This window comes from Fodinibius sp. (genome assembly GCF_034521915.1).
Taxonomy (GTDB): domain Bacteria; phylum Bacteroidota; class Rhodothermia; order Balneolales; family Balneolaceae; genus Fodinibius.
Genome location: NZ_JAXHLU010000021.1, coordinates 1 through 18,761, shown reverse-complemented (window position 1 = coordinate 18,761; position 18,761 = coordinate 1). Strand labels below are relative to the sequence as shown.

Here is an 18,761-nt window from a genome sequence, read left to right as displayed (position 1 = left end):
AAAGGCAAATAACTACCATATTTTGAACGAACTATTAATGATACTATGTTTTTATAATCCAGATAAATGAATATCACTTTTATGAAAACGCTCAATAGTTTTCTCATTTTACTGATAACAGCTGCAGGGATATGGTTTACATTCGACGATCCCGCACCTCTGTCCGCCGACCATTTGCCCGCACCACAGACTTTAGATACAGTTGCAACTGATACCGTAGAATGGGAACGACCTCGTTTTGATCAGCGCCAGGATGAACGGCACGAGATGGTCGAGCAAGGTATTGAAAACCGTAAGATTATAGATGATGAAAAAGTATTGGAGGCCATGCGCCATGTTCCACGGCACTTTTTTGTACCCAAAAACTATCAGGAATATGCTTACGAAAATCGTCCCCTCCCTATCGGATATGACCAAACGATTTCACAACCCTTAATAGTAGCCTATATGACAGATCTGCTGGATATTGAAGCAGGTGAAAAGGTGCTGGAAATCGGTACGGGCAGTGGTTATCAGGCGGCCGTTTTATCAGAACTTACTCCCCATGTTTATACGATAGAAATTGTAAAACCACTGGCTGATCAGGCAATCAAGCGATTTGAAATATTGGGATATCATACCATTACAACAAAAATTGGGGACGGCTACAAAGGATGGCCGGAGCACGCACCATTTGATAAGATTATTTTAACAGCAGCCCCTGAGGAAATCCCTCAACCATTAATTAATCAGTTGGCTCCCGATGGCGTATTGGTAGCTCCTGTTGGTAATGTTGATGACAGTCAGGTTTTGACAAAGGTTACCAAAACAAAAGACGGAGAAATAAAAAGAGAGCAAAAGATGCCGGTACGGTTTGTTCCCATGACTGGCAAAAGTCAAAAGCAGTAAGCTATTAAATACAATACCATATGATATTGAGACTTAACTGTTATTTGCAGGGTTCCAGGAATTGAAATACGATGGAGAATCTTTTTTATCAAAGGTAAATTCCAAGTTTATAACTTCTTCCTGATCTTCAATACGATGTAACTCGGTATTAAGCTGTTTGGTAAGCTTCCTAATCAACGTACCATCCAATGAATCAGCAACTGCAATCTCAAAAGGCTTAGAAATGCCCTGAAATTTCGTTCTTACCTGATTCTCAGTTCCTTCTACACTTATTGAAATTTCAGTGTCTTTATTGGCGTGACTGTATTCGTGTCTACAGATAAGAGTCAACAGCTCGTTGAGCAATAATCCAAAGGTTACCGCCTGGCTAATAGTCAGTTTAAAAGAAGAGCAAACCAACTTAAATCGAGCTCCGTCAATCTCTCCAAAATTTGCTTGCACTTGCTTTACAATGCTCTCAACATAAACATCCATTTTTACATCAGCAGCATCTTCGTGCTGATACGTCTGTTCATGGACTTTGCCCATCGAATAAATACGAGAATGGCTTTTTCTCAACTCCTTTTGCACAACCTGGTTATCTGAATTTTGAAGCTGCAGCTCAATAAGTCCCGATACTAACTGCATATTATTCTTAACACGGTGATGGATTTCTGCTATTAGCGCTCTCTTTATCCGTACCTGATCTTTTAGCGTTTTATTCCAGCCCTCAACCAATCGGATGCCCCCCAACCCAGCAGCTAATAGAATCACTATGGCAATCCAAGCTGTTAACTCAAATGTTTGCGAAGCACTTAAAATCTCATTTGCCAAACTTGAAGAGGTATTTCTAAGTGCTTCTTCTATTCGCAGGGTACCCAACTGTTCGGCCGAAAGAATAAAAATAACCAGTACAGTAACTACAGATATAATCGCGCTATACACCCATCCCAGTGAAATTTCAGGTCGGTCGGGGACATCAAAATATTTATCCTTAACGCGCTCTATTCTATCGCCAACCAAAAAAAGAATAGGAGCATTAATAAATATGAGCTGAAGGAATGTACCGGTCCACCAACTTTGCCAAGCAATGAGTGTTTCTTCAATTGTCAGGCTCTGAACATGGCTCCAAATTAAGGATCCCAATGAGGACGCCATTGAGGCTACCAGTGCAACACCTACAAAAAATGCTAAATGGGTAACACTGTCTAACGTGTAATGAAAATGAGTGCTATAATATACCACCGCAAAAATTGCCATCCCTAAAACAACCGCTATACCAAAAAGTATAGACCACTGGGTAGGCATATTAAAAGCCAAGGCTACCATAAATGTTGAGAGGTATGCAGGAATAAATCCCCATTCAAATCCCAACCAAAACAGTAATAAATTTGATATTAAAAGCGGGGGATAAAACAACAGAAAAAGCGAAATTGCCTGACTCGTATTGGCTAATGTATCCCAGTCTTGGGGTATCCAGTAAATTACGGAAATAAAACTGAGTACAAATAAGACGAGCCATAAAACCAGTAACAGTGCTACCTTTTTATTAAATAACCCATATTCTTCCAGTAAATATCCCAGTGGCAGTGGACGCCAATGCCCTGTATTTTCTGCGCTCATGCTCCCTCTTTCTTCTTTCATCAAAATAATCCTTTATATTTTCACTTAGCCAGAGTAGTCTAACTGCACCTTTTCAAATCAAATTTCATTTTAATCATCACATTCTGAATTATCAATCTTGATTTGATTCTACCATAACTTTTGATCAACACAAAAAAATAAATCTTTATTTAATAAAAATAATTTCCAGCAATTAATTTGAAACTTTTGAGCATTAAAAATTATCGTTAGCTTATTTTATAATTTTTCATCATCTATCCTATTCCTTTAATTTTTAAGTAACTATGAAACATTCGCAGTTAACGATCTTTCTTTTTTGCCTCTTATTCCCTTTTCTGGCTTTTGCTCAAGAATCAGCAGACGTCAAAAATGGCAACGACATTGATCGGATATTCGACTTGATTCCGGTTGAACAAACTTTAACGGAGCTTCCAAAAGATCTGAAGAACCAATTTTCACAGAATCCGTTTGGCATATCTGCCTCAAAAAATGAGCAGCTTATAGAACTTTTCAGCGAAGCATACCACGCTGATTCCCTATTCAAAATCGCTCACAAACACTTTAAAAATAACTTTGATTCCAGTTATTCCGATTCTGTTCTCACCATCCTCAACTCTGATAAAATAAAACCTGTTCTAAACTCGGAGGCTAATTATTATACCGTGCAGGGAATCCGCAAACAGATTGTCACCAAATATGAGCTTGAACAGGATGAACCCTCTCAAAAACGAATTTCAATTGTAAAAAACCTTATAGAACAGAGCTCGACAAAAAAATCTGCTTTAGAATCTCAAAGTATCCTATTCCGCTCATTTGTTATTGGTACCGATGCAATTAGCAGCAGGCTTAACTTAAGCGACTCACAGATTAACAGTATCATCAATAACTTTAAGAACCGTCTGCAGATGCAGTTAGAAGATGAGTTGGTCAACAATTATTTGGTTATGTACCATGGATTGGAAAATGACCGACTTACAAAATATGCAGATTTTTATACTACCAAAGCGGGAACTGAATTTAAGAAGGCCCTAAATGAATCTATTCATACAGCTTTTCAAGAAGCTTCTGATCGATTTATCTCCGATATCAAATCATTGTAAAAACATCACAGTTAGTTGTAACATTTTATAACCATTACCCATATGAAAAAGCGATTTTTAATTATACTGGCTTTTGCTGTTTCGTTATATAGCTGTTCTACAACGCAACAAACGGTTTCTGATGATAAATCTCCTTTAAAATATCAACAGGAAGCAGCACCGGACTCTGTAAATTTTGAAACAATGCTGGAACCACCCGAGGGATGGCACCACTGGGATGAAGAAATCACTCGATTCCGCGGCATCAGCAGTGACATTGCTTACCATAAATTGCTGGCTGATAAATCCCCACAAAAAACTGTTACAGTTGCCGTAATAGATGGCGGTGTAGATACTGATCATGAGGATCTTGATGATGTAATTTGGATGAATGAAGATGAGGTTCCAGGTAATGGCAAAGACGATGACAATAATGGCTATGTTGATGACGTGCATGGATGGAATTTTATTGGAGGTGCGAACGGAGAAAATGTCAATCACGATACCTTTGAGCTAACCCGCCTTTATCGCAAGCTGAAGGAAGAGTACGGACAGATGAAATCATCTTCTTTCACTGACAAAGAAAAAGAAAAATACCTCTATTACCGGGAAATTAAATCAGATTATGAAGATAAAATTCAGGAATTAAGTCAACAGTATAAAAATATTGAGAGCATTGAACAGAGCAAGGTACAAGCTGAAAATATTTTAAATGAACATTTTGCCGACTCCTCATACACCTACAAAGACCTCCAAAACCTTCAGCCTACCAGCCAGGATCTTAACTTTGCAAAAAATGTGATGCTGTACGTGATGGAAAATGATATCGACTCTACGCTTATTGCCAACCAGAAAAAACAGATTTATGAGTTCGCGAAATACGGCTACAATCCGAATTTTAATCCCCGTGATATTGTGGGCGATGATTACGAAAACAAATCTGAACGATATTATGGTAACAACGATGTAGCGGGACCTGATCCTTCTCACGGAACGCACGTAGCCGGAATTATCGGAGCGGAACGCAATAATGGAATCGGGGTAAACGGCGTTGCTGCAAACGTACGAATTATGGCCATTCGCGCCGTCCCCAATGGCGATGAAAGAGACAAAGATGTGGCTAATGCTATCCGCTACGCTGTGGATAACGGGGCCGATATAATCAATATGAGTTTTGGCAAAAGCTACTCTCCTTACAAAGAAGTCGTTGACAAAGCCTTAGCTCATGCCGACAAAAATAATGTATTGATGGTACACGGGTCAGGTAACGGTGCTCAGAATACAGATACAACGGCAAACTATCCCACTGATAAATATAGTAGTGCCATTAGTGATTCTGCTGCCACTCTTTGGCTGAGCGTGGGGGCAACAAGCTGGAAGCCCAATCAAGAATTTGTCGCCAACTTCAGCAACTATGGTGACCAAACGGTTGACCTATTTGCGCCCGGCGTGGATATTTATTCTACCATGCCCGACAACGAGTACAAATTTCAGGAAGGAACCAGCATGGCTTCGCCGGTTGTGGCAGGAACTGCAGCCTTGATTATGGCTTATTATCCGGATTTAACTGCTAAACAGGTTCGACAAATTATTATCGAAAACACAACCCAGTACTCCAGTCAGCAAGTAACTGTACCGAGCGAAGGAAATCCTCAAGAAGCCAAACAGGCTGCCTTTGCAGAGTTATCTGTTTCTGATGGAGTAGTCAATGTTTACAAAGCACTGCAGGCGGCGGAGCAAATGAGTAAGAAATAATTCATTGCAGGTAAAATTATAACTCTATCACTCTTCCTTGGTCTCGTACATAATCTACAAAACGGTTATAAGTTTCATGAGATGTTATGGTGGCACTGTCGCCTACAACAATAAGCTTTCGTTTTGCGCGGGTCAACGATACGTTAAGTCTTCTGACATCCTTAAGAAAACCAATGCTTCTCTTTTTGTTACTCCGCGTCAGTGATATAATTACTACCTCTTTCTCTCGTCCCTGGAAACCGTCAACCGATTTTATCTCCAGGTTTTCGGTATTAATTTTACGTTCGAGCAAATCAACCTGATCTTTATATGGACTAATAACAGCAATATCTTCCGGTCGCATCCCCGATTGCATTAAATTGTCCGCCATCAGAGCTACCAGCATGGCTTCCTCGGGATTTTCTTTGGATGTCGATCCTTGTCGTATGCGTTCCGCGGCATCACGTCCTGCTGTATCCACAAATACAACCGGTTCATGCGGATCCAGAATCTCTGTCAGATTGTTATCAAATAAATTGATATCCAGCTGGAAATCTTCAAGCGTATGCTTCTTCACACTTTCATCGGCAGAAAGTATCCCATCATAAAATTGCTCATTTGAAAATTCCATAATTTTCTCATGCATGCGATACTGCACCTCCAACATATCTTTGATGTCGGGATGATTCTCAGTAAGTCGCTCAAAAAGCGTATCCTCCAATCCTTTATCAGCAGCTTTGCGATTTTTTACCGTAGGCGGCAACTGACGATGATCACCGGCCATTATTACTTTCTTGCCACGGGTAATAGGTATTAAACAACTTGGTTCCGTCGACTGTGTAGCCTCATCAATTACTACGAGGTCAAACTCACGATTTTCTATCAATTCGCTGCCGGCCGTGCTATTAGTTGTACAAATAACCTGTTTGGTCTCCAGAATTTCATTGACAGCTTCCTCCCGAAGCTTATCTGCTTCCTCAAAAAGCTCTTCGATTTCATCCTGTAACTCAATCCAACGGGCCATTTTCTTAATTTTATCTTCTGATACACCCCGCGATCCGCGTCCTTCTTCAGCAAGCTCTTTAATCTTGGTATTACTCATACCGCGTCGATATTTTCCGGATGGATGAGTGTATTCTTCCTGCTCCTCTTTTTTCTCAAATGCCTGAGCCCGTAACTCCTCCGATTTTTGATATTGTTCATTATTTTCGATCAGGCTATCCAGCGTATGTTCCTTTAATTGTGGCGTAACCCGCGCCGGATGTCCCACACGTACTGCTTTTACTCCACGATCAAGCAGAAAATCCAGCATATTATCAACAGCAATATTTGATGCAGCCGTAGCAAGTACTTTCTGTCCATTTTCCACCGCCTGTTCAATCACCTCGATGGCTGTTGTTGTCTTACCGGTACCCGGCGGTCCATGAATAAGATGAACATCTTCGGCACCCAAACTATAGGCCACTGCCTCTCTTTGTGAGTCATTCAGCTCTTTATTAAACCACTCATCTACCTCAGCTTTTTCTCCCTCCTCAGGAGAACGCAGGCCAACTACAATATTTCTCAGTTTCGCCAGTCGTCCGGTTGCTTCTTCTACTTGCGTCAACGCATCCTTCATTCGCTGGTATGTAATATCATTGACATACAGATCCATGCGCAATCCCTTGCCAAAGATGAAACTCTTGGGCTGATCAAAAGCAACGGTGACAGAATAATTGGTTTTTTGCACTACCGTACCCGTAGGATTGTCGCTAAGCAAAGGATCTCTGCGGGAAATCATCACCAGATCTCCAACAGCTATTTCTGTCTCAGGGAGCGGCTCTCCTTTATGCTGGCGCATAAATTTCACCAACTTTCCTTCAAGCGCATTACCTTCATCACGACCTCTTAAATGGAGAATAGCTTTCCCTTCGGCTTCTCGCTGTTCGCCTGAAAGAGAACGAATACTTTCCTCATGCTCCCGCATTTCCTCTTCGCGCTCCAGCTCAACCAGCCGTTTGTATCGGCTCACATAATCAAAAATCGTTTCTATATCGTCAAAATCTTCCTCTTCAATATTCCGGACTGATACCCTGGAATGGGCTACTTTTTTTCCATTCAGTTGAGCTGCCAGCTCTTCGGCTTTTCCATTTTTCACTTCTACAAAAGCTTTAGAGCCATTAATATCAATATTTCCGATAATACCGGGATCGATGTTCGTTTCTCCGCCGATTGCTCCAAGAATATCACCCGGGCCTTGATTTTCTAATTCAGTGATTAAAATGTTGCCTTCTGCCATATTTTAATCTCTATTTTCAGCTTTTATATATTGTTTGTTAGCAACATCAAAACACAAAAAAAAGTGGGAGAAATTCCAAAAGAACAAGAAAATAAAAGTTATATCTCAAGAAAATTCGGGGGCCTCAGGAAATCCAAAGCTCAAAAGAAATTGATCATTTATTTACTGATAGATCTTTAATACTTCGTTTAAAAATAAAAAATTACGATTCTGTATTTAAAACCAATCAGATTTTTCCCATTAAAGTAGTTCCCGATAAAATAATAGACCTAACTACGAAGTTTTACTTCACAAAATTTAAAATAGCTGAAAGCTTAAACCCGATAGAAGCTCAATTACCTTTTATAATTTAATTCTACACCAATAAATAGCTCTAAACATTTTTAATAAAAAAGCCTGTCAAGACTTAATAGCTGACAGGCTTCAATATTTTAACTGAAGACGAACCTATTCTTCGGCTTCTACTTTTCCTTTTTCGACTTCTTCATTCCATGAATACGGATAACTTTCATCATCCAGTTTTTTAGCTTCGGTCGTCAAGTGCAACGGATGAAAGGTATCAATCATTACGGCATATTCATCGGTAGCCTCTTTGCCGATACTCCCCTCGTACTTTCCGGGATGTGGCCCGTGTGGAATTCCGCCGGGATGTTGTGTAATACTGGCTTCTTCCACACCTTTTCGACTCATAAAATCACCCTTCACATAATAGAGCACCTCATCGGAATCTACATTGGAGTGCGCGTATGGTGCCGGTATTGATTTGGGATGATAATCAAATTTTCGTGGACAAAATGAGCATACTACATAATTATTTCCCTTGAACGTCTGATGTACGGGAGGCGGCTGGTGGACACGTCCCGTAATGGGCTCAAAATCTTTGATATTAAAAATCCACGGATATAAATATCCATCCCATCCTACGATATCAAATGGATGATGTTCATACCAATACGAAGTATATCGTCCTTGCTTTTTGATGCGGACCTCAAATTCGCCCTGCTTATTGACAAAAATAGGTCCTTCGGGACGAAGAATATCACGCTCACAATATGGACTATTTTCCAGGAATTGACCTTTATCAGACAAGTAACGGTCCGGCACATCAATCGGGCCCGTAGAATCTACCGTCAACATTCGATTTTTCTCGGTCTCAAATACTATTTGATAGATCGTACCGCGTGGTATATAGATGTAATCACCCCATCCAAATTCGAGTTTGCCAAACATCGTATGCACGTATCCCTCCCCTTCATGGATAAACAGTAGCTCGTCGTGCTCCCCGTTTTTATAAAAGTAATCCATAGGTTCTGTCGGACGCACGGCTCCAATTTGCACATCATTATTATAGAGCAACACTTTACGTCCCATTACCGGATCACCACCCTCTTCAATATTGGCCGTTCGCAGGTGATGATGACGTAGCATTCCTTCATCCCACTTTTCAATCTTCACCTCTTCACCCTTTTCCACCTTAAACGTCTTTGTAGGAGGATTGTGATGATACATCAACGATGACACTCCGTGAAATCCCTCGGCGCCAAACAGATGCTCTTGGTAGAGCTCTCCATCCGGACGGCGGAATTGCGTGTGCCGTTTATGCGGAACTTTTCCCAACTGATGATAAATCATAATTGCTACCTCTTTTTAGTCAAAAGTAGAAAGTCTCAAGTTATCAGTGGCATCAAACACTTTTCACTTTATACTCAGGACTTTCGACAATTTTAAAGATTTCCTCGTTTGTCCTGCTCACGTTCAATAGCCTGAAAAAGCGCCTTAAAATTTCCTTTTCCAAAACCGCGTGCTCCTTTTCGCTGAATGATCTCAAAAAAGAAGGTCGGACGATCAACTACCGGTTTACTAAAAATCTGCAGCAGATATCCCTCATCATCGCGATCCACCAGAATGCCTAACTCTTCCAGCTGATCAATGGGTTCATCAATTGTACCGACGCGATTTTCCAGTTCCTCATAATAAGTCGTTGGCACATGCAAAAATTCTAATCCTCGACCCTTGAGCTCCTTCACAGTTTTAATAATATCTCCAGTTAACAGTGCAATATGCTGCACACCCGGACCTTCATAAAAATCAAGAAACTCCTCTATCTGGGATTTCTTTTTCCCATCCGCCGGCTCGTTTATCGGAAACTTGATCATCCCGCGTCCTCCGGCCATCACTTTCGACATCAGCGCCGAATATTCCGTAGAAATATCCTTATCATCAAAATGGATATACTGCGTAAAGCCCATTACATCGCGATAGAAATCCACCCAGTCGTTCATCTTCCCTTTCTCGACATTACCCACACAATGATCTACATACTGTACACCAACCGGGTTAATCTTTTTGATGGGTGAATCTGCAGGTTCAAAACCCGGCATAAATATTCCATCATAGTTCGACCGATTAATTAAGGTGTGAATGGTATCACCATAAGTAGCGATAGCAGCTTTGCGGATGGTTCCATGCTCATCTTCCAGATCGTGGGGATCCTCAACACCTTCGGCTCCACGCTTAACCGTTTCTTTGTAAGCCCGATCTACATCTTCCACATGCATGGCAATATCATGAACACCATCTCCATGCTTTGTGATATGGTCGGCAATTGGTGAATTGCTATTCAATGATGACGTCACTAAAAACCGAATATTCCCTTGCTGCAACAGATAGGAAACCCGATCTCGATTTCCGGTTTCTAATCCACTGTACGCTTTGAGCTCAAATCCAAAAACCGTTTGATAAAAATGGCTGGCCTGTTTGGCATTTCCTACATAATGCTCGACAAAATCAACATCTTGAAGTCCAAGATGGTCATCAAATTCTTCTTCAACAGGTCGTTCTAAGGTAGCTGCTTGATCTACTTGTGCACCCATCCTGTATTACACCTCACTTCATTTTTTTTATATTTAACATTAGTTAATATAGTATCCAACGGTTTACGTCTCAAATTATTTAATCACACTTGTATTCTACTTATAAGATTAATGAACTAAATGCGTTTTATTGAATGTATTTGTTTAATTTACTGTTCATCTATATGTTCTTTGTGCAAAAAAATTTCACCAAAATAATCTGCTATGAGTGACCAAGGCGAACAGAAATCGTTTCAAGAGCGCATTGACAATGGCGAAACGATTGAACCTAAAGACGATATGCCGGATCGATACAGACAACAACTTATCCGGATGATGTCACAACATGCCCATTCTGAAGTTGTGGGTATGTTACCCGAAGGCAACTGGATTACTCGTGCTCCCTCCCTGCGACGCAAGATGATTCTGCTTTCCAAAGTTCAGGACGAAGCAGGTCACGGCCTTTATCTCTATAGCGCTACTGAAACGCTGGGAGCAAGCCGGCAAGAAGTAATTGACCAACTGCTTGAGGGCAAAGCAAAGTATTCTAGCATCTTCAACTATCCTACTCTTTCATGGGCAGATGTGGCCGTAATCGGCTGGCTGGTAGATGGAGCTGCTATTATTAATCAAACGATGTTGGCTCGCAGTTCATACGGACCCTATTCACGTGCCATGGTGCGTATTTGTAAAGAAGAAAGTTTTCACAAGAAGCAGGGGTATGAAATGGTTGCTAAAATGGCGGATGGCACTCCCGAGCAGCAAGAAATGATTCAGGATGCCGTCAATCGCTGGTGGTGGCCAACACTTATGATGTTTGGTCCACATGACGAGGATTCGCCCAACAGTGCCGAACTAATCAAATGGGGCGTAAAATCTAAAACTAATGATGAATTGCGCCAGAGTTTTGTTGATCGTCAAGTAGCTGAGGCCCACGAGGTAGGTATTGAAATTCCGGATCCGGATCTGGAATACAATGACGAAACGGGACACTGGGAGTTTGGCGAAATTGACTGGGATGAGTTCTGGAATGTTGTAAAAGGCAATGGACCTATGAATAAAGAACGCATGAAAGCACGTCGCGAGGCGCACGAAAATGGCAAGTGGGTCCGCGAAGCGGCCGAAGAATATGCCCGTAAACAGAAATTGAGCAAAGAAAAAGCGAGTTAATTATAGCCACAGTTCTACGCGGATTAAAACAGATTTAAACCGTGCCATTCCGTGGCTAACAATTCCTATTTATCTAAAACATGAGCAAAGACGATAAGAAAACTAACAACGACGATACCCAATGGCCGCTTTGGGAGGTATTTACTCAGCCTCGTGACGGCAAACCTCATGAACATGCCGGTAGTTTACATGCTCCCGATGCCGAAAAAGCCTTGGAAAATGCTCGGGATGTGTACACCCGACGTAAAGAAGCAGTTAATATTTGGGTTGTGCCGAGCGATCAGATTGTAGCGTCCAAAGGCGAAGATGAAGGACCATTTTTCGATCCGGCGGACGACAAACCCTATAGGCATCCGCAATTTTACAGTGTACCCCGAGTTTCAAAACGACGATCATGAGTACAGCTATAAAGTCTAAAGAATTGACAAAACAGAAAGCGCTTTTTGAATATCTTGTACGCCTTGCGGATGATCGCCTTATTTTAGGACATCGTCTTTCTGAATGGTGTGGACACGGGCCGATCCTCGAAGAAGATATTGCGCTGGCTAATATCGCATTGGATTACATCGGTCATGCTGCCAATCTATATGAGTATGCCGTTGAAATTGAAGGAGAAGGACGTCACCGTGACGATTTGGTCTATTTCCGCAATGATGTTGAATACAAGAATCTAAAAATTACGGAATTACCGAAAGGCGATTTCGGCTTTACCATTGCTCGACAGTTTTTGTTCTCCTCTTATAGCTATTATTTATACCAATTACTGTCGGATGTTGAGGATGAGCAATTCCGCGGAATAGTTGAAAAACATTTTAAGGAAGTAAAGTATCACCTGCGTCACAGCCGAGAATGGGTACTGCGACTCGGCGACGGTACGGAAGAAAGTCACCAACGTATCCAAAATGCTTTTAACGACATTTGGACCTATATTGGTGAATTATTTTACCAAGATGAAGTCGATGAATTTTTACAGGATAAAAACCTGGCTGCCAATACAGAAAGTTTCAAATCCGACTGGAAAATCTTGGTTTCAGATACGCTGGAAGAGGCCACCTTAGAAGTTCCGGACTTTAATCAGTTTATGGTAGAAGGCAGTCGCAAAGGATTACATACCGAGCACTTGGGACATCTATTAGCAGAAATGCAGCACTTACGGCGTTCTTATCCCGATGCAGATTGGCAGTAAATTTTGTTATTAGTTATTTGTAGTAATAGCTAATAAATCATTACGAAGTATCGTTAGTTTAATGCTATGGCCACAGTAACAACATATAATGAAGATGAAATCTGGGAGCTTTTGTCGGAAGTGGAAGACCCGGAGATTCCTGTGCTTTCTATTATCGATCTGGGCATTGCCCGCGAAGTTTCGATCGATGGTGATAAAGTAATGGTCCGCATTACGCCCACCTATTCCGGATGTCCTGCAATGAAAGCTATCGAACAAGAAATTGAGAAAACACTGAAGGTCAACGGTATTCAAAATTTTGAAATCAAAAAGGATTTTTCAGAAACGTGGACAACAGACTGGATGTCTGATGAAGCTAAGAAAAAGCTTAAAGACTACGGCATTGCTCCCCCCGGCAAAACCGAAAAAGACGATGATTTTCTGAAAACGATAAAGGGATCGAGCCGAGTAATTCCCTGTCCCTATTGCGATTCTACCGACACCAAACTGCAAAGTGAGTTTGGCTCCACTGCTTGTAAATCACAATATTATTGCCACGATTGTGACGAGCCCTTTGAACATTTTAAGTGTATATAGGCCACTTTAATAATCACAGATTAAAACTGATCCTATACCCCAATATATCTTTAAAGATCCGTGTAAATTTGTGGCCAAAAAAATAATTACCCATGAGTGATTTTATTAAAACATCTCTTGAAAATAATATTTTAACTATCACACTTGACCGTCCCGATAAGCTTAATAGCTTTATTGAGCCGATGGCAAAAGAGCTGCAACAAGAACTCACCAATGCAACGAGAAATGAAGATGTGCGCTGTGTGTTATTAACTGGAAACGGCAAAGCATTTTCTGCGGGACAGGATTTGCCAGAGGTCGTTAATAAAGGAGATGATTACGAGCTCGGAGAAACCGTCCGAAAAAGCTATAATCCTATCATCAATGCCATTCGAGGGCTTGACAAACCGGTTGTCTGTGCCGTAAATGGAACGGCTGCAGGTGCTGGTGCCAATATTGCACTGGCTTGCGATATCGTGTTGGCATCCAACGAAGCGGTCTTTGTACAGTCCTTCAGTAAAATTGGACTCATTCCTGACAGCGGCGGCACTTTTTTTCTGCCGCGTCTCGTCGGTCTTCAGCGCGCCAATGCAATGTATCTGCTAGATGAAAAGATATCTCCACAAAAGGCCGAAAAAATCGGACTCATTTACAAAGCGGTGGATGCAGAGGAGCTTTTGAACGAAGCTCAATCCGTCTGCCAAAAACTGGCTAAGATGCCCACCAAGGGATTTGCTCTCTATAAAGAAGCAATTAATCAATCCCTATCGAATAACTTAGATGAGCATCTTGAGCTGGAAGCTGATCTCCAAACCGAGGCCGGTAAAACTGACGATTATCACGAAGGCGTGCAGGCGTTTCTGGAAAAGCGTAAGCCGGAGTTTGAGGGGAAGTAACCAACTATTCTTTAATATTTCCTAAATATACTACAAAAACTTCAAGAGGAGTGTTTTCCACAGCACGTACTAATTTTTTATCAGCAGTTATCATTTTTTTATCCTTTATAACAGCAAGTGCAACGTAAATCGCATCATAAAGTGAGATATAATAGGCTGTCGCGATACGAAAAGCTATACTATTAATTGCTTGATAGTTAGTAGTTATAAAAGAAAGATCCCTTACCGTGTTAGCAATTTCTGCAGCTCTAATAACATTTAAGTTTCCCTTTCGGACGCGTTTAGTAAGTATAGAATCAATTTCTATCAGGAATAGATCTGGGATTTCAAAACCTTTTTCTTTTTCAAGTAAAACATACGCATTATGAGAAAGATTTTCTGGCAAAAACCATTTTATTCCCACCGATGCATCTAATACATAATTCATCGGTCTTCGCGTTCTTCTCTCATTTTTCTGATATCTTCAACACTATCTGAAAATTTTCTTCCTTCTGCTCTATATGATTCAAAGATATCTCGAACCCTTTCCTTAACCTCGTCTGGATCTGGACCGGCGTGCATTTCGAGCAACTCTTTAAGCTCTTCTTGCAGGGATCGATTATTCGCTGCCGCTTTCTTTTTCAGCTTTTTAAGCGTTTCTTCATCGATATTTCTTACGAGAACATTTTTAGACATGACACTTTCTTTTATCAGTATGATATCATCATGATAGCATAATTTGGTATAGTTTTCAAACTGTATTTCACATCTACGAATAAGTTGGTTTTAGAGTTGAAATCATTATTTTCAAAGTGAAAAATCTTGAATTTAATTATGACAAAAAATGAAAGATAAGGTTATTGGCGTAGTGGGCGCTGGTACTATGGGACAAGGTATCGCCCAGATTGCATCCCAACATAATCATAAAGTGTATTTATACGATGCCTATCCCGATCAGTTGGGCACTGCCAAACATGAGTTGCGGAAAATCCTGCAGCGACAGGTAGAAAAGGATCGGATGACGCAAGACGAAGTGGATGGCATTATGGATCGTATCCACTTTGTAGAAGACCTAACCAATTACGGCGAATGTAGCTTAGTTATTGAAGCTGTAGTAGAGGATTTAGAAATAAAAAAAGATGTCTTTCAACGTCTCGAGGGAATTGTCCCACGCGAATGCATCCTGGCAACAAATACCTCCTCCCTCTCGATAGCTTCTCTTTCATCAGCACTCAATAAACCGAAACGATTCTTGGGAATTCACTTCTTCAATCCCGCCCCAATTATGCCGCTGGTCGAAATTATTCCCGGCATTGCTACTTCGGATGAAACTACAACATCAGCTCGAAAGCAGATTGATGAATGGGGGAAGACTACAGTTCTGGCCAAAGATACTCCCGGCTTTATTGTTAATCGTGTAGCACGACCATTTTACAGTGAAGCTATCCGCATGTATGAAGAAGGCGTTGCTGATGTACCCACTATCGACTGGGCTATGAAAGAAATTGGCGGATTTCGCATGGGTCCTTTTGAGCTGATGGATTTTATCGGTCACGATGTAAATTACAAGGTGACTGAAACAGTGTTTAAGGAATTTTTCTATGATCCGCGGTTTAAACCGTCTTTTACCCAAAAACGAATGGTCGAAGCCGGCTGGTTGGGTAAGAAATCAGGGAAAGGATTTTATGAATATGGTGATGATGCCGACAATCCCGAGCCGACCAAAGATGAAGAACTCGGTCAAAGAATAGTAGATCGAATTTTGGCAATGCTTATTAATGAAGCTGCTGATGCCGTATTTATGAATGTAGCTACCGTTGAGGATGTGGATCTTGCCATGACCAAAGGTGTTAACTATCCCAAGGGATTACTTAAATGGGCGGATGAGATTGGTTTGCAGGAAGTGTTAGATCGTATTTCAAGGTTACAAACGGAATATCGCGAAGATCGCTACCGGCCGAATCCATTATTAAAGCGTAAGGTTCGAAATAATGAGAAATTTTATGAATAGCTATCAGCAGTCAGTTTTCAGTGATTAAATTAATACTGAAAGCTGATGTCTGACGGCTGAGAGCTAATGCTATGAATAAAAATGAACTTGCTGAAAAAGTAGTTGATAAAATGATGGCGGATGATGCCTTCAGTCAATGGCTGGGTATCGACGTCGTTGAGGTAAATCCCGGATTTGCTAAGTTGCAGATGAAAGTCCGAAAGGAAATGGTTAACGGATTCAATGTTTCTCATGGAGGAATTGCTTTTTCGCTGGCCGACAGCGCCCTGGCTTTCGCCTCCAACAGTTATGGCAGAATAGCGGTAGCCATGGAGAACAATATCTCATTTATGAAGAAAGTTGTTGCAGGTGATACACTAACAGCAGAAACTGAAGAACTTAGCATTGGCCGACGCATTGGCGTCTATAACATCAGTATTACCAACCAAAATGCTGACCAGGTCGCTCTTTTCCGCGGAACCGTTTTTAGAACGCAAGAACAACATTTTGAATAGTCGAAAGTCAAAAGCAGAAAATCTTGAGTTAAAAATTTCAGAAAATCACACTCATACTTTCTACCTTCTACTTAATACTAAGAACTAAAATACTATGTCTGAAGCTTATATTATTGATGCCATTCGAACTCCCATCGGCAAATATCGCGGAGCCCTCTCTCCCATCCGGGCCGATGATTTGGCCGCATTAACCATTGAAGAATTGATGAATCGAAATTCGAACATTGATCCTGAGCGTATAGAAGATGTGATCTTTGGATGTGCCAATCAGGCAGGCGAAGACAACCGCAATGTAGCTCGCATGGCAGCGCTGCTGGCAGGACTTCCAGTTTCAGTACCCGGAGAAACGGTCAACCGACTCTGCGCTTCCGGAATGAGCAGTGCTGTACAGGCCTACAAATCTATCAAAATCGGCGAAGGCGACTTATTCATCACAGGCGGCATGGAACATATGACCCGCGGACCGATGGTACTTGGTAAAGGGGAAGCCCCCTACTCCGGCAATACCGAAATGCATGATACCACCTTCGGATGGCGCTTCGTCAATCCCAAAATGGATGAGCAGTACGGAAGCGAAGCGATGGGCGAAACGGCCGAAAATATTGTAGAAAAATATGGGGTAAGCCGTGAAGATCAGGATAAGTTTGCGGCTTGGTCGCAACAAAAAGCGGGACAGGCCACCGAAAGTGGACGCATGGCCAAAGAAATCATGCCGGTGGAGATCCCACAGAAAAAAAGTGATCCCAAAATTTTCGAAGAAGATGAGTTTATTCGTCCCGAAACCACGGTAGAAGTGTTAAGCAAACTTCCGGCTGTTTTTCGCGATGGCGGAACCGTAACGCCGGGAAATGCCAGCGGTATTAACGATGGATCGTGTGCCATGCTGGTGGCCGGAGACACAGCCATCAAAGATTTCGATCTCGAACCGCTGACACGCATTGTCGCTTCGGCGGTAGTCGGTGTTGAACCCCGTATCATGGGGATGGGTCCGGTTGGTGCTACGAAAAAGGTATTGGCTCGCTCTGTTCTAACACTTGAAGATATTGACATCATTGAGCTCAACGAAGCATTTGCAGCTCAAAGTCTGGCTGTACTTCGGGAACTTGGAATTGACGATGATGATCCGCGCGTGAATCCGCATGGCGGAGCTATTGCACTGGGACATCCGCTGGGCATGTCGGGAGCACGACTACTGCAAACGGCCTCGATTGAACTCCACGAACAGGATAAACAGTATGCCCTCTGCACGCTCTGCGTTGGCGTGGGACAAGGCATGGCTGTAATCCTGGAAAAAGTTTAAATGGAACGCGGATAAAACAGATTTAGCTGATCTCCACAGGTTTAATCGGCGAAAATCCGAGATATCCGCAAAATCAGTGTTCTATTCATTATGGCTATATACAAATTTGATGGATATAAACCGGTTGTTGATAAAAGTGCTTTTGTGCATCCGCAGGCAGCGGTAACCGGTAATGTAATCATCGGCAAGGATGTCTATATTGCTCCTGGAGCGGCCATTCGCGGCGACTGGGGAAAGATTGTAATCAAGGATGGATGCAACGTACAGGAAAATTGCACCATCCACATGTTTCCCGGTGTTACCGTAGTGCTTGAAGAGAGTGCTCACATTGGACACGGTGCCATTATCCACGGTGGACATATTGGACAAAATTGCCTTGTTGGAATGAATTCCGTGGTAATGGATAACGTAGAGCTCGGCGCTGAATGCATAGTAGGCGCTATGTCATTCTTAAAAGAAGGAATGGAAATTCCAGATCGGAAGCTGGTGGTCGGAAATCCAGCGAAAATTGTCAAAGATGTATCCGATGAGATGATTCAATGGAAAACGAAAGGGCACGAAATTGTATCAGCAATTACCCGGACAACTGCACAATTCGCTAAAAGAATGCGAACCGCTCCGTGAAGAACCGGAAGACCGCCCTAGCCAGTCAGCCAACTACAAGACCTGGGGAGATCGGAAGAGCTAGGAGCCGTTTCTTCATTAAGTTCAATATGCTTCCAAATAACAGCTGAATA

Annotated in this window: 17 protein-coding genes and 1 pseudogene; 12 read left to right on the top strand and 6 right to left on the bottom strand. The window is 41.8% G+C overall.

Translation table 11 applies throughout. From position 1 onward, the window contains the following. Positions 1-81: 81 nt before the first annotated feature. Positions 82-888: a protein-L-isoaspartate(D-aspartate) O-methyltransferase gene (locus U5J89_RS15405; protein WP_322576543.1), complete on the top strand. Its 807-nt coding sequence runs from the start codon at positions 82-84 to the stop codon at positions 886-888. 33 nt (positions 889-921) lie between these two features. Here the strand turns inward: U5J89_RS15405 and U5J89_RS15400 are convergent, their stop codons facing one another. Then, positions 922-2,511 (bottom strand): sensor histidine kinase, encoded by a 1,590-nt coding sequence (locus tag U5J89_RS15400; RefSeq protein ID WP_322576542.1) that lies wholly within the window; start codon positions 2,509-2,511, stop codon positions 922-924. 263 nt (positions 2,512-2,774) lie between these two features. Between U5J89_RS15400 and U5J89_RS15395 the strand changes: the two genes are divergently transcribed. Next, positions 2,775-3,590 carry a hypothetical protein gene (locus U5J89_RS15395; protein WP_322576541.1) on the top strand — a complete coding sequence of 272 codons (816 nt, stop codon included), beginning with the start codon at positions 2,775-2,777 and terminating at the stop codon, positions 3,588-3,590. A gap of 42 nt (positions 3,591-3,632) precedes the next feature. Further along, positions 3,633-5,324, top strand: coding sequence for a S8 family peptidase (locus U5J89_RS15390; RefSeq protein WP_322576540.1), 1,692 nt, complete (start codon positions 3,633-3,635; stop codon positions 5,322-5,324). A 16-nt stretch (positions 5,325-5,340) separates the two neighbouring features. On the opposite strand, the gene U5J89_RS15385 is transcribed toward U5J89_RS15390, so the two are convergent. The 3 genes from U5J89_RS15385 to hppD all read right to left on the bottom strand — a co-directional run bounded on the left by U5J89_RS15385 (position 5,341) and on the right by hppD (position 10,454). Beyond that, positions 5,341-7,581, bottom strand: a complete 2,241-nt coding sequence (locus U5J89_RS15385) for an IGHMBP2 family helicase (protein WP_322576539.1) — start codon at positions 7,579-7,581, stop codon at positions 5,341-5,343. A 447-nt stretch (positions 7,582-8,028) separates the two neighbouring features. Then, positions 8,029-9,216 (bottom strand): homogentisate 1,2-dioxygenase, encoded by a 1,188-nt coding sequence (locus tag U5J89_RS15380; RefSeq protein ID WP_416208551.1) that lies wholly within the window; start codon positions 9,214-9,216, stop codon positions 8,029-8,031. 89 nt (positions 9,217-9,305) lie between these two features. Continuing rightward, on the bottom strand, positions 9,306-10,454 hold the full coding sequence (gene hppD, locus U5J89_RS15375; RefSeq protein ID WP_322576537.1) for a 4-hydroxyphenylpyruvate dioxygenase: 1,149 nt from the start codon (positions 10,452-10,454) through the stop codon (positions 9,306-9,308). Positions 10,455-10,658: 204 nt separating this feature from the next. Here hppD and paaA point away from each other — a divergent pair, with 204 nt between their 5' ends. From paaA to U5J89_RS15350, 5 genes are all read left to right on the top strand, one after another. Continuing rightward, positions 10,659-11,603: a 1,2-phenylacetyl-CoA epoxidase subunit PaaA gene (paaA, locus tag U5J89_RS15370; protein WP_322576536.1), complete on the top strand. Its 945-nt coding sequence runs from the start codon at positions 10,659-10,661 to the stop codon at positions 11,601-11,603. An 80-nt stretch (positions 11,604-11,683) separates the two neighbouring features. Beyond that, the gene (gene paaB / locus U5J89_RS15365) at positions 11,684-12,001 is read left to right on the top strand and encodes a 1,2-phenylacetyl-CoA epoxidase subunit PaaB (RefSeq protein ID WP_322576535.1); all 318 of its coding nucleotides are present in this window, start codon (positions 11,684-11,686) and stop codon (positions 11,999-12,001) included. Further along, positions 11,998-12,789, top strand: a complete 792-nt coding sequence (paaC, locus tag U5J89_RS15360) for a 1,2-phenylacetyl-CoA epoxidase subunit PaaC (RefSeq protein ID WP_322576534.1) — start codon at positions 11,998-12,000, stop codon at positions 12,787-12,789. The genes paaB and paaC overlap by 4 nt, the downstream gene beginning before the upstream one ends. A 66-nt stretch (positions 12,790-12,855) precedes the next feature. Next, on the top strand, positions 12,856-13,365 hold the full coding sequence (paaD, locus tag U5J89_RS15355) for a 1,2-phenylacetyl-CoA epoxidase subunit PaaD (RefSeq protein WP_322576533.1): 510 nt from the start codon (positions 12,856-12,858) through the stop codon (positions 13,363-13,365). A 92-nt stretch (positions 13,366-13,457) separates the two neighbouring features. After that, entirely contained in the window at positions 13,458-14,240 is a 783-nt protein-coding gene (locus U5J89_RS15350; RefSeq protein ID WP_322576532.1) for an enoyl-CoA hydratase-related protein, read from the top strand. A gap of 4 nt (positions 14,241-14,244) precedes the next feature. Here the strand turns inward: U5J89_RS15350 and U5J89_RS15345 are convergent, their stop codons facing one another. Together U5J89_RS15345 and U5J89_RS15340 are read right to left on the bottom strand one after the other, a co-directional pair. Continuing rightward, positions 14,245-14,667, bottom strand: coding sequence for a type II toxin-antitoxin system VapC family toxin (locus U5J89_RS15345; RefSeq protein WP_322576531.1), 423 nt, complete (start codon positions 14,665-14,667; stop codon positions 14,245-14,247). Further along, positions 14,664-14,915: a FitA-like ribbon-helix-helix domain-containing protein gene (locus tag U5J89_RS15340; protein ID WP_322576530.1), complete on the bottom strand. Its 252-nt coding sequence runs from the start codon at positions 14,913-14,915 to the stop codon at positions 14,664-14,666. Before U5J89_RS15340 ends, U5J89_RS15345 begins: the two co-directional genes overlap by 4 nt. Positions 14,916-15,063: 148 nt before the next feature. Between U5J89_RS15340 and U5J89_RS15335 the strand changes: the two genes are divergently transcribed. The 4 genes and pseudogenes from U5J89_RS15335 to U5J89_RS15320 all read left to right on the top strand — a co-directional run bounded on the left by U5J89_RS15335 (position 15,064) and on the right by U5J89_RS15320 (position 18,712). Continuing rightward, positions 15,064-16,230, top strand: a complete 1,167-nt coding sequence (locus U5J89_RS15335) for a 3-hydroxyacyl-CoA dehydrogenase NAD-binding domain-containing protein (RefSeq protein ID WP_322576529.1) — start codon at positions 15,064-15,066, stop codon at positions 16,228-16,230. 71 nt (positions 16,231-16,301) lie between these two features. Beyond that, complete coding sequence (gene paaI / locus U5J89_RS15330) at positions 16,302-16,724, top strand: hydroxyphenylacetyl-CoA thioesterase PaaI (RefSeq protein ID WP_322576528.1); 423 nt, start codon at positions 16,302-16,304, stop codon at positions 16,722-16,724. Between the two features lie 94 nt (positions 16,725-16,818). Further along, a complete protein-coding gene (gene pcaF, locus U5J89_RS15325; RefSeq protein ID WP_322576527.1) occupies positions 16,819-18,024 on the top strand; it encodes a 3-oxoadipyl-CoA thiolase in 1,206 nt (401 codons plus the stop codon). 90 nt (positions 18,025-18,114) lie between these two features. Further along, positions 18,115-18,712: pseudogene (locus U5J89_RS15320) on the top strand (transferase hexapeptide repeat family protein). The last annotated feature ends 49 nt before the right edge of the window (positions 18,713-18,761 follow it).